The sequence below is a fragment of the Bacillus sp. 179-C3.3 HS genome (assembly GCF_047229225.1).
GTDB lineage: Bacteria > Bacillota > Bacilli > Bacillales > Bacillaceae > Bacillus.
This window is the reverse complement of sequence record NZ_JBFEFT010000001.1, coordinates 267,589-281,843: the sequence shown is the minus strand read 5'-3', so window position 1 is coordinate 281,843 and position 14,255 is coordinate 267,589. Positions and strand designations below refer to the sequence as shown.

The window sequence follows — 14,255 nt, the reverse complement described above, 5'->3', positions numbered from 1 at the left end:
TCGTATGCCGGGAGCTTCCTTTCCATTCATAAAAGCATACAAAAACCCCCTGCTGTCAGTAGCAGGGGGTCCACTTTATGAAACAAAACCGTTACGAATATGTGCAATTAAGTTTTCAAGCATTTCTTTTGTTGTCACATCATGAGAATTTTCACCAATATCATGAGCGTACATCAAAATCTTTAAAAATTCTTCTTGATTTAAACCCTTATTCTCCATGTTTATATCCTTTCGAATCCACTAATTTCATTATTATATGATGTAAGGTTGGTTTATGCAATACTCTAATACATCATTCGACAGCATTTGAAATTTATGACCATTTTCATGAAAAACTTTTTTCTAAAACGCCATTGAGCTATAATAAAAGAATTGGAATCTTTTACTTGGTTAGGAGCGGATCAAATGCTTCAGCACAACATCAATGAAGAAGAAATCAAGCAAACAGCCGAACAGATCAAAGAACTTCTTCCCGTGACAGATGAAAACAAACAACTCATCAAAAAAGCATTGATTACTTATAGACAGGACAGCGTATACCGTCTCAAGCAAGAATCTGACACTGAATGGTCAGCTTACGTACACGATGTCGTGGCAGCAAAGGTTCATCTTCATGTCCTGTTTCCAATGAGAAGCAGTTGCACATGTCCTGTTGATGGCCTTTGCAAGCATATTCTTGCTGTCTTTTTTACACTATACGCTGAAGTAGAAAGTGTGACTGGTTTGACAGAGCATTGGTCAGAAAGAGATGAATTACAACGCAGCAAAGAACTTATCCGACAGCACTTCCAAGTGAAGCGCCCGGACGAACAATCACTCCAAAGCTGGCTCTCTTTTTTCCACGAGGAATTTCACCTCTGGCTCAAACGGACACCGAAGTCGCAGCAAACACCGCAGCACTTGTATTACGGTTATTTATCTGTTTTGAAAAAAAAGGCACCGACCTCACCTGAATTCAAGAGTTTATATGCGATTCATACGTCTCTCGATATGTGGTTAAGGCTTCATGAACTCATTGAACTTGGCCGGATCGATGCGGAAAAAGATTTTTATTCCATGAATCCTTATGTTGAACAGTTGATGAACACCATTTTTGATGCAGTGGATCATCTAAAAACATATGCACTTTCCTTTTCCCTCGATCCATTTCTCGAAAACACACCAACGACCGTACGAACACTTCTTCAAATCAATGGCCCTTTCCAGCATGAACGGGTCGCTGTTTTTATGGAGATTTGGGGATCGATTTTAAATAGAACGAAGTGGGTGAAAAAGGAAACGGAATTACTAAAGAGCGCACAGCTTCAAGAACAAACGGTTGAGCGCACCATCGGACTCATGCATATGGATTATTTACTCAAAGAAGACGAACAACTCTTTGTGCAATTACGCCTGCTAAATGCCGATATGCTCCCGAATGTGCTCAATTGGTTAAAGGATCTCACAAACCGCAAGGACTGGAAGCGCCTGAAACACTGGTACAATGAAATCTCATATGTATTAGAGGAATACTGCCAGCTCAATCTTCCTTATCAGGAACTAAGAGGTGCTGTGAGTGATTTCTTCTTTTATTTAGATGCATACTTCAAACAGACAAGAGATGACCACTTATACGAACGATATTGTCAAACGTGTATGCCGTATGCCTTTACTGAATATAGCCAGCTTTTGTATGAACGCCAGCGTTATGCAGAATGGATTGAAATTCACAGCCTTGTTGGTTTCTCCATCAGTGAATTAGAAAAAGATCTGATCAAACAAATTGCCAAAGAGGAACCAGAAGCACTCATCCCATCGTATCATCGTGAGATCTCGGCTCTTCTCGATCAGAAGAATCGAAGTGCCTATCGAGAGTCTGTGAAGATGTTAAAGAAACTGCGTACGCTATATCATAAAACAAAAAAAACCGTGATTTGGGAAAGATATATCAAGCAGCTGCATAGTTCAACGAAACGGCTGCGCGCGTTCCACGAGGAAATGAAGAAAGGAAAATTGATTGATGACACGCCATAAACAAATTGTCATTCACGCAGAACAAACAGAAGATTTCTCTTTCACCATTTCAGCGCAAACCGAGGACGGACACACTGTACCGCTCAATGAAATGAAAAGGCAGCTTTTCCAGTGGCATGAATCTTCATTTTATGGAACGTTCTTAGAAGATGTCAGCTTTATTGGAACACCTGCCTTCCTGTTAAGCCCTTGGATGACGGTTGAGTTATTAGGGAAAAATTCATTTAATTCGTTTAGCCATGTGGCGTTAACAGAGGAAACCGAACCGCTGATGAAAGCAGCCTCAACCATTTACGAATTCATTGAAGATGAAGATTTTGTTCCTGATTACGAGGCATGGACAAATGGTGTGCTTCGGTTTAAAGACAAGGAAGACTTGTTGGATGGCTACACAGCCGATTGGTTCTCCTCTGCTGTACAGGACTACATTCAATATGATGACGTTTTACAGGAAAAGTGGAACCGAATGACCACACAATCACCTGCTCTCACCTCTTTCCAAGGACATTTTTTAGATGAATTGGATTTCCTAGAGACGATTGGCTGGATTGATGATCAGACTCCATTCACAGTCGGTTTACGCTTAAATGAGCCAGACTTCGACGGAGATGAATGGAAAATCGAATTGTTCTTGCGTGATAAAAAGAACAGCGATCTTCACTTTTTTGAAGGCGCACGCTCATTAAAAAGGTCTTGGCATCCTTATCAAGAAAAAATCACGAGAGAATTAGACAGGTTCAGTCAAATAGTCCCTTGGCTTTCCTTCACATCTGGCACCACGCTCATGACAGAAGAAGAAGCGTGGCTCTTCCTATCTGAAGCAAGTGAAACGCTTGTGAATATGGGGATTGAGATTCTCCTTCCATCTTGGTGGCAAATTGTAAAAGAAAGCACAATGATGCTCAAAGCGAGGATCTCCTCTACACCTAGAGGGGAGTCACATGTTGGAATGGATGCGTTAATGGACTTTAATTGGCGTTTTGCTACAAACGGTATCGAATTAACAGAAGATGAGTTCAATGAACTTGTTCAAAGTAAGCGCCGCCTCGTCAACATTCGGGGTCAATGGATTAAAATAGATCCAACCTTTATCCAACAAATGAAAAAATGGATGGAGCGAGCTGAAAACGAAGGCTTGCATATGTCTGACATACTCTCGCGCGAATTAGCTGATCAAGAATCATCCTCAGAAGCCATTCCAGAGCTTTTGGATCCATCAGCTTTTACCCATATTCAATTTGAGCTTTCATCACAATTAAGAGGTCTTATCCATCAATTAAATGATACACAAGAGTTGCCTCGTTACGAAATGAGTGAGTCCTTTAAAGGCACACTGCGTCCGTATCAGCAGCATGGTGTCAATTGGCTCTTGTTTTTAAGATCTCATGGATTCGGAGCATGTTTGGCAGATGATATGGGGCTTGGGAAAACCATTCAAATGATCGCTTATTTTACCTATTTGAAAGAACAACAACAAGATGCCAATCCGTCTCTCATCATCGCACCTACTTCTGTTTTAGGTAACTGGCAAAGAGAGCTAGAAACATTTGCACCGCATTTACGTATCGCCCTGCATTATGGGCCATCGCGTCCAAAGGGTGAGCACTTTACAGAAGCATATAAAGAAACAGATATTGTTCTGACCTCCTACGGTCTCTCACACTCCGACCGGGATGAACTAACGTCTATCAAGTGGGATACCATTTGTTTAGACGAAGCCCAAAATATTAAGAATGCCCATACAAAACAGTCTAGGGCGATTAGACAATTAAAAGGACAACATCACATTGCCTTGAGCGGGACACCGATGGAGAATCGACTGACAGAACTTTGGTCCATTTTCGACTTCGTCAACAAAGGATACCTTGGCAGCCTGACGAGCTTTCACAAAAAATTCGTCCTTCCGATTGAGAAAGATCGGGAAGAGAAAAGAATCGAACAACTACAGCGGCTGATCAAACCATTCTTATTAAGACGAACAAAGCAAGATGAAGAAGTTGCTCTCAATCTCCCTGAGAAATTAGAAGAGAAGCAGTTCATCCCGCTATCAGCCGAACAGGCTTCTTTATACGAACAGCTTGTAAAAGATACATTTGACCATATGGCTTCCTTAACTGGTATGCAGCGAAAGGCCATTATTTTGAGTATGCTTGGCAGACTCAAGCAAATTTGTGACCATCCTGCCCTTTATTTAAAAGAAAGCGGAACAGATGTGCAGCTACTCAAGCGTTCATTAAAGATGGATAAACTAGCTGAGCTATTAAAAGCGATTCATGCCCAAGAGGAAAGCTGCCTCATCTTTACGCAGTACATTGACATGGGCAACATGATCAAGCAATTAGCTGAGAAAATGTTCGGAGAGCCCGTTCAATTTCTGAATGGGAGCCTATCAAAGCAGGAACGAGACAAAATGGTGGAACGCTTCCAAAAGAAAGAGTTTAACATTTTAATTCTTTCTTTAAAGGCAGGAGGAACAGGACTCAATTTAACAGCGGCAAACCATGTCATTCATTACGACAGATGGTGGAATCCAGCTGTCGAAAATCAAGCAACAGATCGCGCTTATCGTATCGGACAAAAACGATTTGTTCACGTACATAAGATGATCACAACCGGCACCATCGAAGAAAAAATAGATCAAATGCTTGAAACAAAACAAACACTAAACGACCAAATTATCCAGAGTGAAAGCTGGATTACCGAACTATCAACAAACGAGCTGGAAGATCTATTTACACTAAGCGCTTCAGCTCAATCTTCTTAATATGAAAAAAGAGGACTTTCTCACGTTTCATGAAAAGTCCTCTTTTTCAATCAATTATTCACAATAGAATGCGTCAAATGTGTAGCTTTTTCAATGCAGATTTCACATTCATATATGTATTCAAGTCACGGAAATCCTCTCTCATTTCTCCCATCTTCATTGCCAGATTCGGTTTAATGCCGGTCACAATTAATTCTGTACCCGTCATTAAAATCAAATCGTTGAGCTTAAAGATGGCATCTGCTACAAATGAATCCACCTCTAATAACCCAGACAAATCCACAATAAAATAATCATCCTTAGATTGTGAGATATAAGTAGAGACCGTTGAGATAATTTTATCAAATCTTGGAGCAGTTAACGTTCCGATGATTGGTAACACAGAGATGCCATCCTTCACTGGCACAATTGGGACAGAAATATTCAGCACTTCATCAATTGATTTTTCTAGAAGCTCCTGCTGCTCCTTCTCTTTCGTTACGTCCTTTTGTAATCCAACGAAATAGAGACGTTTTTCTCCATTCTCTTCAATCCAAAGCGGAGCGACACTCAACTCGTTCCAGAACATTTGTCCAGATTTTTTATAATTTTTCACCTGAACAGTGACAGGTTCTCTATTCTCAATGGCTGCCCTAATTCGTTTCAAGGCGACTTGCTCCGTTTCATCCCCTTGAAGAAAGCGACAATTCCTCCCCAATATCTCCGTTTCCTGATAGCCTGTCATATCCAAAAAACCCTTATTCACATAGATTAAAGGATTATCAGGTAAAGACGGGTCCGTTACCGCCAAGCCAACTTGAGTATAGTCTAAGGCTTCCTTGATTAAATGCAGATTTTCTGACTTATAAGATTCCAGCGCCATTCGTTTACTCTCCTTAATTTCTTAACCAGCGGTTTATATTCATAGTTAAATTATAAGTTGTTCCACAACCGGTGTAAATAGAAGTGGTTCTGAATGCCCTCTTTTGTAGAATGCGCTTCATCTTATTCCATTTATGCAAACACATCTATTTTGCTTCATTTAATAGGCGATGTATCATAGATGCGACACCATGTTCATCATTTGTCAGTGTGACCCAATCAGATATTTCCTTGATATCTTCCCGTGCATTTCCCATCGCTACTCCTACACCAGCTACCCGTAGCATTGATTCATCATTCAAACTATCTCCTACCGCTAATGTCTCACTTAAAGGAATGCCGAGTTTCTCTGCTAACCTGATTAACGCTTGCCCTTTAGACGCATCCTTTGAACCAATCTCAAAGTTATGATCAGCAGAACTAACCATTGTAAAATGTGGGTCTTGCCCAAATGTCTCCCACCCGTCTTTCAATCTGTCTTGAAAGAAAGAGAATCCTAAAATGTTGTAAAATGAGAGCGGTTGATCGCGGCCAAATAATTCTTCATATGTATCAATATAAGCAAAACCAGTCTGACTGTATTGCACTTCTGCCGCTTGCTGTAGAACATTCATGTCTGTTTCTGGATTAGCACTTTTCAAACGATCCATTTCAATTTCAAGAAGCTCTTTCCCACGATTAGGTGTGAAAATGGCCTCGTTTGTAAATACCTCATAATAATAATTTCGTTCCTCGAGCCATGCTAAGATGCGTTTGGCTTTCTCTTCTTGTAAACAAGCAGAATGATATACCTGCCCTGAAGGATCATGAATGACAGCACCATTTGCACTAATCACCCAAGTGTTCATTCCAATCTGATCAAAGATTGATTTCACATCAAAATACGCTCTTCCTGTTGATACGACAACCTCTATACCACTTGTAGCAGCTTCCTTTAATGCGTGTATATTTTCTTGACTGACTTTATGCATACTGTTTAATAACGTTCCGTCTAAATCCGTTGCAATTAATTGAATACGTGTCATGGCTCTCCCCTTTTCTTTCTCTATGTTTCATTCAAATTCCGACGATAAAATCCATCATCATTATGAAATGAACATCCACTATTTGCAAGTGATGATTGGCCTGATCATCAAAAAGGATACCCGGTCATCAGACAATGACCGGATATTCATAAGGGGGGTTAAGGGGGACGCACTCACCAAATCACAAGAAGCATCGGTTCTATTACGCAGTTTATATGGGCATAAGGCAAAGTCTATCAGCTGTAGCTAGAGGAGACTTCAGATGCTAGACCCTTGCCTTGAATCTCTATCCTCCTTTCCTTTCAACTATCTCCAGTCTACTGAGAAGGAACGCATGTGACAAAAAATGAAAATGACGAAATCATCCCTCTAAATTTGTTATTTAGCATTCAATAATGGTTTTTGACCCCATGAATATAAAACATCATCTTGTTTTGTTTCACAAAAAACTTATTTTTCATAAATAGATAAAAAATTTTAGAATGAAGCCAATTACTAGAGGGCATTTGGATATAATCAGATCCATCCCATGCAAACCAAGAAAAACAAAGCTTTCCATCAGCTATAGACAATTGGAATTCAAAGCGATCCATGTGGTCATCAGAGACGTATTGAAAGGTGATCGACTGCCCTTCTTCCATATACACATCACAGAACATATGGACATCTCGCCATGAATACACACGCATATTGCTTGTCTGTTTTTCATCATCAATATGTATTTCTTTTAGTTTATAGGACTCCATAAAACATCTCCTTTCGTCTTATCTACAGATCATGTTGAATAGGTAGCGGTTTCATTTTTACAGAAGGTGTATGCTATAATGAAACATACGAATATCGAACGCTTGTGAGGTGATATATTTGAAAACCTTTAGGCTCATTGATTTAAAAATCGAACTTGATTCAAAACAAGATAAAATGTCTAGCATTCCCCTTAGTGATGGTTTAATCATCAACAAAGAAGACGGTGAAAATCACTGGATGATTGAAGCACTGATTCCTAAAAAGCACAGACAATTGTTTGAAGTCCTCTTTCAACAGCACACTGAAGTAAAGATACTTGTGACGATCACAAAAGAAAACAACCGCCCTGTTCATCTATCAGTCCAAGTCAAAAACATCGTGACATTGGAAGAACATATCTCTGTCCTACTTGATGGTAAAATGATTACAAATCGTTACAGAACTGAAACCGAAGAAGTATTAAAGGACCTCGTCAAAGAGGGGCTTTCAGGAGAAAAACTGCTAGATGCATTTAAACAAAACACATAAAAAAGAGCGGGATTAGCCGCTCTTTTTCTATTGCATGTCTTTTGATTGGCTTTGATTTTTCAATAAATCTCTAATTTCAGTTAGCAACACTTCTGTCTGATCCGGTGCTTCCACAGCCTCTTCTTCCTCTACCTTGTTCCGTTTTAATTTATTCAAATAACGAATAAAGATAAAAATGGAAAACGAGATGATCAAGAAATCAGCTACAGTTTGAATGAAATTCCCATATAAAATTTGTGCAGATCCAATTTTAATAGATAGACCGCTAAAATCATGTCCGCCTATGATAATTCCGATGAGCGGCATGATGAGGTCGTTGACAAGTGAAGTGACAATTTTGCCAAATGCTCCCCCAATGATGACACCTACAGCCAGATCAATGACATTCCCCTTGACTGCAAACTCTTTAAACTCTTTTAGCATCCTATATCACCTTCATCTTTTTTGTCTAATATGACGTTTTTTTGTCAGAAATGCAAGTCCTTATCCGTTGAAACAAATAAAAAACGGTTCATACAAGATGAACCGCTAGATCGATCATGATACTTTAGGACCAATTGAAAATGTAAGTTCTGCTTCACACGCTACTTCGCCATCAACTGTTGCGACCGCTTTTCCTTTTCCGATAGGGCCGCGAAGACGTGTAATTTCAACTTCTAGACGAAGCTGATCACCAGGCTTGACCTGTCTTTTGAATCGGCAGCCGTCAATTCCTGCGAATAAACCAATTTTCCCTTTGTTTTCTTCCTTGCTTAACATCACCACTGCACCAACTTGTGCCAATGCTTCGACAATCAACACACCTGGCATTACTGGATATCCTGGGAAATGTCCATTAAAAAATTCTTCATTTGCAGTCACATTTTTCAGTCCAACCGCTCTCTTCTCATCTTCAATCTCTAGAATTCGGTCAACCAATAAGAATGGGTAACGGTGTGGAATAATGTCTTTAATTTGCTGAGCATCAAGCATATCTTGATCTCTCCTTTTTTCTATATCGCTAGTTATCAATGATTCCTCTAGAAGTATATTATGAATGCCATCATTTTTCAATGTCTAGGCAACATTTATGTAAAAAATTAACATCTATTATTACCTATTGTCTTCAAATATAATCCACTCTACTCTCTTGGTAATTTTACAAATATGGTAATATATATTACATCATTGATGAAATAAGAGGGTAGAAATGAATTTTATAAGTGATAGATCCATTAGAAAACTTCTCCATTCGTGGTATACCATGCTCAAGCATCGACATTTTTCAAAAGCTGAAGACATAAAATCAACTTTATCGAAATATAAACGGAAATTAGCAAAGAAACAGGAACTCTATTTACACTATCAACTCATGTTATTTCGTCATCAACTATGGATGAATCAAACAGAAGAATTAGAAACACTGAAACAGGAACTCATGCAACATAAGCATCACATGACCAAGGAGCTACAATATTACTATTACTTCTTTCTTGCTCTATACGAATCATTAAATAGCGATCAAAACGATGCCATTCATTATATTGAGTTGGCAGAAGAAAGATTGCCAGCGCTATGCGATGAGCTAGAAGAGGCGGAATTTCACTTCCGAACAAGTGGGATCTATTATAATAACCGATACTCGGTGTTATCCATTCGCCATGTGCAAAAAGCGATCAACATCTTTTCAAAATACGGAGATACCCACAGCATTTATCGGTGCAAAATTGTGCTCGCGCTGAACTATAGTGATCAAAAAAAATATAAGGAAGCAGAAGCCATTTTTCTGGATATGATTGAGTATGTCAAAATGATTGATGACCAGGAACTGCTTGGCATTGTCTATTATGATGCTGGCTTTATTCAATCTAGACAAAACCGACATAAAGAAGCACTTGAATACTTTCAAAAGGCACTACGTATTCCCGCCTACCGGAAGTGTACACATTCTTATGCATCATGCCTTTACGAAACGGTACGTTCTTGCTTGAAAGAAAACTTAATTGAAGAAGGAATGACATATCTACAAATGGGGATGGAAGAAGCATCGGCTGCACAGCTTGAGGTCTTAAGATTAAAGCTGAAAACCTTATCTCTCCTTTACAGCAAAGAGCCAAAGGCAGACGAACAAATTGAAAAAATTGTCACATGTCTTGAAAAGAAAGAAGCCTGGATTGATCTGGAGGATCTTCTTGCAGATGTCTCTGATTATTATAAAAAAAAGGGCGACTATGAGCGAGCCGCCTTTTTTATTATGAGAGGCTGACACATGACGCCAGCTCCCTTATCTAATGGTATTTATAAGTCCTAACATCTGATCACCCATTGTAATGGATCTCGAGTTCATCTGATAGGCTCTTTGTGTCGTCATTAAGTCTGTTAATTCTTTCGACATATCCACATTCGAGGCTTCAAGTGCGCCTTGCTGAAGCTGAATGGCTTGGCGATTCGCCCCATTTAGTTCCGCGAATGCGTCTGGATAGTTACCATCTACTGAAAATAAATTATCACCTTCAGAGATGAGCGCTGAAGAATTATTCACCTGTACCACACCTAGATTGACTTGCTGATTCGGTTGATTGTCTCTTGAAATAGCGGTAAGCCTTCCGTTTTTATCAATTGAAATATCACGGAAATTGGCATTCAGGACAATTTGGTTTCCGTTTTCATCTAGAATCGGATACCCTTCACTCGTGACAAGCTGGACTTCGTTACGGTTATTTCCTGGTTGTAAATAAAGAGAGCCGCTTCTTGTATAACGAATATTTCCACCAGCATTGACCTGCAAGTACTGTGATGGCGCTGTAAACGCAACATCAAGGTCCCGCCCAGTCTGTTTGATCGTACCTTGCAATGAATTGATGGAAGCATTTACGACCGCACCCGTTCCAAGTCTAAGTCCATCAGGTGTCAGACGACTGTTTGCCACCTGATCATTCCGTTCATCTACTTGATTAAACTGCTGCCTGACTAGCTCTGAGAAACGGGTATTTTTCGAGCGATACCCTGTTGTTTCACTGTTGGCGATGTTATTACTAATGATATCAAGTTGCTTTTGTACCTCGTTCATCGACACCGCTGCATTGATCATGGATCTAAGCATGTGGATCCTCCTTTCTTTTCTCGATTAGTACACTCTTCCAATCTCATTGACTGCTTTTTCTAAGCTTTTATCATAGGCCTGAATCACTTTTTGATTCGTTTCAAATGCACGATAGGCCGTTGTCATTTCGGTATATGATTTGGTAACATCTACGTTCGATAGCTCGGAGACGCCTTGACTTAACGTATACGTCATTTGACCGTTATTCACTGCACTCGGAAGATCCTGATTATCTACTGTACGGTATAAATCATTTCCTTCACGTGCCAAGTTTCGTGTATCCATCGCGACTCGCACATCAATTTGTCCGAGGTTTTGTCCATTTTCAGTCACCGTTCCATCTGCGTTCACTTTGAAGTTTTCACTTTGAACAGTAATGGGTTGACCAGTCACTGATAGGAGAACGCGACCATTGATCGTCAGCTGATTTTGTTCATTTAACGTAAAGGAACTACTCTTTGAATAACGGACGCCTTCTGGTGTATTGACGGCATAAAACAACGCTGATTTTTGGTTCGTTTCTGGGTTGATCGGCACGTTATTTTCAATCAATGCAACATCTGTTGTTTGATCCGTTGTTTTTAACGTTCCTTGTGTAAATTGTGGGATCAGCTCTTGCATATAGGCACCAGTATTAATCCCACCGATTGCCGTTTGCTGAGGGACATTAAAGCCTCTGCCTGATGATGTTTGGAAACGTCCTGATTCCATACGATTTAGCAGCATTTCTGGAAACGCACGCATCGCTCCTTCATCAGCTTTATAACCTGGTGTATTTGCATTTGCTATATTATTTGAAAGCATTTCTGTCCGTCGCTCCTGGGCGATCATGGCAGAAGTTGCGGTGTATAGTCCTTTTAACACGTACTTCACCTCATTATGTTTCTTTCACATGACATAAAACAATTGGGACACAATCTTCTAAGGTTTATATCGGCTTCTTTTTCGGCTTCTTTAATAAAAATCCCTCATTCTTTTCAAAAGAATGAGGGTGATCATTAGCTTAGTTTACGCTTAGGCAATTTGTCCATATTATCTAGCATCACGCCAGTACCAACCGCTACACAATCCATTGGATTTTCAGCAACAAAAACTGGTACTTTTAGCTCTTCTGCAAGCAATTGGTCAAGCCCGTTGAGAAGGGCTCCGCCACCTGTGATGATAACACCACGGTCAATAATATCAGCTGATAATTCAGGAGGTGTTCTCTCAAGAACTTGCTTCGCTGCCTGAACAATCGTAGATACTGGTTCACGTAATGCTTGTTCTACTTCTTTACTTGTGACATTGATCGTTCTTGGTAATCCTGTCACCATATCTCGTCCACGAATCGAGATCTCTTCGTGACGTGCGTCTGGGAATACCGTTGCAACTTGGATTTTAATATCCTCTGCTGTACGTTCACCGATCAACAGCTTGTACTCTTTTTTAATGTAATTTAGAATTTCTAAATCAAAGTTATCTCCAGCCATTTTGATAGAAGAGGCGGTTACAATGTCACCCATAGAGATGACAGCGATATCCGTCGTTCCGCCTCCAATATCTACGACCATGTTTCCACTTGGCTGAAAAATGTCCATACCAGCACCAATTGCTGCTACTTTTGGTTCTTCTTCTAAAAATACATGCTTTCCGCCGCTTTTTTCTGCAGCTTCTTTGATCGCTTTCTGTTCAACAGATGTAATGTTTGTCGGACAGCAGATGAGCATACGAGGCTTAGAGAACAGCCCTTTTACATTTAATTTGTTGATAAAATGCTTTAGCATTGCTTCCGTTACTTCAAAGTCAGCAATTACGCCATCTTTTAATGGACGAATCGCAACAATATTCCCAGGCGTACGTCCAACCATGCGTCTAGCCTCTTCTCCAACAGCTAGTACTTTCCCGCTGTTTTTGTCAAGCGCTACAACAGATGGTTCATTTAACACAATTCCTTTTCCTTTAACATGTATCAGTACATTGGCAGTACCAAGATCAATTCCAATATCCCTAGCAAACATCTATATATATCCTCCTTGAAAATCTGTTTCCATAGCAAACGCCACATTCTGCCCTAATTATATATTCTATCATAATTTGATAAAAAAAAGATATTTCTTTACAAAAGTCTTTACAAAAATTGTGGTTAGAAACGACCGATATGAGGAAGATATATATATCATGTTTATGAACAAAGAACTACACTTACTGTTTCACAGGCTCGCCTTCTAAAATTTCTTCTTTTTTGTATTTTAATTTAGTGGCTTCTCCTCCTCGCAGGTGGCGGATTGATTTATGATAATCCAGTATCTCCTTTACTTCATTAGCCAGATCTGGATTAATTTCTGGCAGTCTTTCTGTTAGATCCTTGTGTACAGTACTTTTAGAGACTCCAAATTCTTTCGCAATGACACGAACGGTTTTCTTTGTCTCCACGATGTACTTTCCTATCTTGATTGTTCGCTCTTTGATGTAATCGTGCACACCACTCGACCTCCCTAAAATGGATGTGAGAAGTATGAAATGAGATCCGTATGAAGACTATCCATTAACAGCGGCGCTTGTTCGTTGTAATTTCTCATCCATTAGGTAGTAAATGCCAAACACGATCCCTCACCTCAAACACTCTCTTTGTCAGGTTTGTAACAGTGTATTAGCATTGCTTAGGGATTATGCTAAAAATGAGATGGGACAAGGGATTTATCAGAAAAGCAAAACACAAATTCATTTCGGGTGACGAAGATTTCCACTTTACAAGCTTGTGCAGAAGGCGTAAAATAAAAAACATCAAATTATTTACCTAGATAAATATTTAACGAAGGTGTGCATATGGATACTTTAAACAGAGCGTGTTTACATCAAATTCATCAACGCGCACGGCTGCTTTCTAAAAAGGCAAACGAAGCGCTTGCTCCTTATGACTTGTACATGTCCCAGTGGACGGTACTTTTTTGTTTGGATACTTTTGGTCCGACAACACAAAAAGACATTTGGACATATTTAAATGTCGAAGCCCCAACCATTACCCGAACCGTTACTCGGCTAGAAGCGAACGGCTGGGTCAAACGTGTACAAGGAAAAGATAAACGGGAAAACCTCATCGTGATGACAGATGAGACGAAGGCTATCTTAGAAGACATCAAACGCACGATGGAACAATACGAAGAAGAATGTCTTTCAGAATTTACCTACGAAGAAAAACAACTCCTTCATACACTTTTACACAAATTATCAATTGAATAGGAAGTGACTTACA

At 39.7% G+C, this 14,255-nt stretch carries 15 protein-coding genes; 5 read left to right on the top strand and 10 right to left on the bottom strand.

Annotated features, from left to right (window positions below; translation table 11 throughout):
• Nucleotides 1–75: 75 nt before the first annotated feature.
• Nucleotides 76–219, bottom strand: coding sequence for a hypothetical protein (locus AB1K80_RS01450; RefSeq protein ID WP_412854838.1), 144 nt, complete (start codon nt 217–219; stop codon nt 76–78).
• A 186-nt stretch (nt 220–405) separates the two neighbouring features.
• Here AB1K80_RS01450 and AB1K80_RS01445 point away from each other — a divergent pair, with 186 nt between their 5' ends.
• Together AB1K80_RS01445 and AB1K80_RS01440 are read left to right on the top strand one after the other, a co-directional pair.
• A complete protein-coding gene (locus AB1K80_RS01445; protein WP_412854837.1) occupies nt 406–2,013 on the top strand; it encodes an SWIM zinc finger family protein in 1,608 nt (535 codons plus the stop codon).
• Entirely contained in the window at nt 2,000–4,777 is a 2,778-nt protein-coding gene (locus AB1K80_RS01440; RefSeq protein ID WP_412854836.1) for a DEAD/DEAH box helicase, read from the top strand. The genes AB1K80_RS01445 and AB1K80_RS01440 overlap by 14 nt, the downstream gene beginning before the upstream one ends.
• Nucleotides 4,778–4,850: 73 nt before the next feature.
• Here the strand turns inward: AB1K80_RS01440 and AB1K80_RS01435 are convergent, their stop codons facing one another.
• From AB1K80_RS01435 to AB1K80_RS01425, 3 genes are all read right to left on the bottom strand, one after another.
• Entirely contained in the window at nt 4,851–5,639 is a 789-nt protein-coding gene (locus tag AB1K80_RS01435; protein ID WP_412854835.1) for a PAS domain-containing protein, read from the bottom strand.
• A 145-nt stretch (nt 5,640–5,784) separates the two neighbouring features.
• Complete coding sequence (locus AB1K80_RS01430) at nt 5,785–6,654, bottom strand: Cof-type HAD-IIB family hydrolase (RefSeq protein ID WP_412854882.1); 870 nt, start codon at nt 6,652–6,654, stop codon at nt 5,785–5,787.
• 398 nt (nt 6,655–7,052) lie between these two features.
• Nucleotides 7,053–7,409 (bottom strand): hypothetical protein, encoded by a 357-nt coding sequence (locus AB1K80_RS01425; RefSeq protein WP_412854834.1) that lies wholly within the window; start codon nt 7,407–7,409, stop codon nt 7,053–7,055.
• A 118-nt stretch (nt 7,410–7,527) separates the two neighbouring features.
• On the opposite strand from AB1K80_RS01425, the gene AB1K80_RS01420 reads away from it, so the two are divergent.
• Nucleotides 7,528–7,938: a YwpF-like family protein gene (locus tag AB1K80_RS01420; protein WP_412854833.1), complete on the top strand. Its 411-nt coding sequence runs from the start codon at nt 7,528–7,530 to the stop codon at nt 7,936–7,938.
• 27 nt (nt 7,939–7,965) lie between these two features.
• On the opposite strand, the gene mscL is transcribed toward AB1K80_RS01420, so the two are convergent.
• Nucleotides 7,966–8,361, bottom strand: a complete 396-nt coding sequence (gene mscL / locus AB1K80_RS01415) for a large conductance mechanosensitive channel protein MscL (RefSeq protein ID WP_412854832.1) — start codon at nt 8,359–8,361, stop codon at nt 7,966–7,968.
• Between the two features lie 114 nt (nt 8,362–8,475).
• Entirely contained in the window at nt 8,476–8,910 is a 435-nt protein-coding gene (fabZ, locus tag AB1K80_RS01410) for a 3-hydroxyacyl-ACP dehydratase FabZ (RefSeq protein ID WP_412854831.1), read from the bottom strand.
• Between the two features lie 217 nt (nt 8,911–9,127).
• Between fabZ and AB1K80_RS01405 the strand changes: the two genes are divergently transcribed.
• Nucleotides 9,128–10,183, top strand: a complete 1,056-nt coding sequence (locus tag AB1K80_RS01405) for a tetratricopeptide repeat protein (protein ID WP_412854830.1) — start codon at nt 9,128–9,130, stop codon at nt 10,181–10,183.
• Between the two features lie 18 nt (nt 10,184–10,201).
• On the opposite strand, the gene AB1K80_RS01400 is transcribed toward AB1K80_RS01405, so the two are convergent.
• The 4 genes from AB1K80_RS01400 to spoIIID form a co-directional block, all read right to left on the bottom strand.
• On the bottom strand, nt 10,202–11,020 hold the full coding sequence (locus AB1K80_RS01400) for a flagellar hook-basal body protein (RefSeq protein ID WP_412854829.1): 819 nt from the start codon (nt 11,018–11,020) through the stop codon (nt 10,202–10,204).
• 24 nt (nt 11,021–11,044) lie between these two features.
• Entirely contained in the window at nt 11,045–11,884 is an 840-nt protein-coding gene (locus AB1K80_RS01395) for a flagellar hook-basal body protein (RefSeq protein ID WP_412854828.1), read from the bottom strand.
• 134 nt (nt 11,885–12,018) lie between these two features.
• Nucleotides 12,019–13,020, bottom strand: a complete 1,002-nt coding sequence (mbl, locus tag AB1K80_RS01390) for a cell shape-determining protein Mbl (protein WP_412854827.1) — start codon at nt 13,018–13,020, stop codon at nt 12,019–12,021.
• 184 nt (nt 13,021–13,204) lie between these two features.
• A complete protein-coding gene (gene spoIIID / locus AB1K80_RS01385; RefSeq protein WP_008343327.1) occupies nt 13,205–13,483 on the bottom strand; it encodes a sporulation transcriptional regulator SpoIIID in 279 nt (92 codons plus the stop codon).
• Between the two features lie 345 nt (nt 13,484–13,828).
• Between spoIIID and AB1K80_RS01380 the strand changes: the two genes are divergently transcribed.
• The gene (locus AB1K80_RS01380; protein WP_412854826.1) at nt 13,829–14,242 is read left to right on the top strand and encodes a MarR family winged helix-turn-helix transcriptional regulator; all 414 of its coding nucleotides are present in this window, start codon (nt 13,829–13,831) and stop codon (nt 14,240–14,242) included.
• Nucleotides 14,243–14,255 lie beyond the last annotated feature (13 nt).

Coding starts and splice junctions, on each gene's coding strand:
- AB1K80_RS01450 (WP_412854838.1), bottom strand. CDS start 219: ATGGAGAATAAGGGTTTAAATCAAGAAGAATTTTTAAAGATTTTGATG.
- AB1K80_RS01445 (WP_412854837.1), top strand. CDS start 406: ATGCTTCAGCACAACATCAATGAAGAAGAAATCAAGCAAACAGCCGAA.
- AB1K80_RS01440 (WP_412854836.1), top strand. CDS start 2,000: ATGACACGCCATAAACAAATTGTCATTCACGCAGAACAAACAGAAGAT.
- AB1K80_RS01435 (WP_412854835.1), bottom strand. CDS start 5,639: ATGGCGCTGGAATCTTATAAGTCAGAAAATCTGCATTTAATCAAGGAA.
- AB1K80_RS01425 (WP_412854834.1), bottom strand. CDS start 7,409: ATGGAGTCCTATAAACTAAAAGAAATACATATTGATGATGAAAAACAG.
- mscL (WP_412854832.1), bottom strand. CDS start 8,361: ATGCTAAAAGAGTTTAAAGAGTTTGCAGTCAAGGGGAATGTCATTGAT.
- fabZ (WP_412854831.1), bottom strand. CDS start 8,910: ATGCTTGATGCTCAGCAAATTAAAGACATTATTCCACACCGTTACCCA.
- AB1K80_RS01405 (WP_412854830.1), top strand. CDS start 9,128: ATGAATTTTATAAGTGATAGATCCATTAGAAAACTTCTCCATTCGTGG.
- AB1K80_RS01400 (WP_412854829.1), bottom strand. CDS start 11,020: ATGCTTAGATCCATGATCAATGCAGCGGTGTCGATGAACGAGGTACAA.
- mbl (WP_412854827.1), bottom strand. CDS start 13,020: ATGTTTGCTAGGGATATTGGAATTGATCTTGGTACTGCCAATGTACTG.
- AB1K80_RS01380 (WP_412854826.1), top strand. CDS start 13,829: ATGGATACTTTAAACAGAGCGTGTTTACATCAAATTCATCAACGCGCA.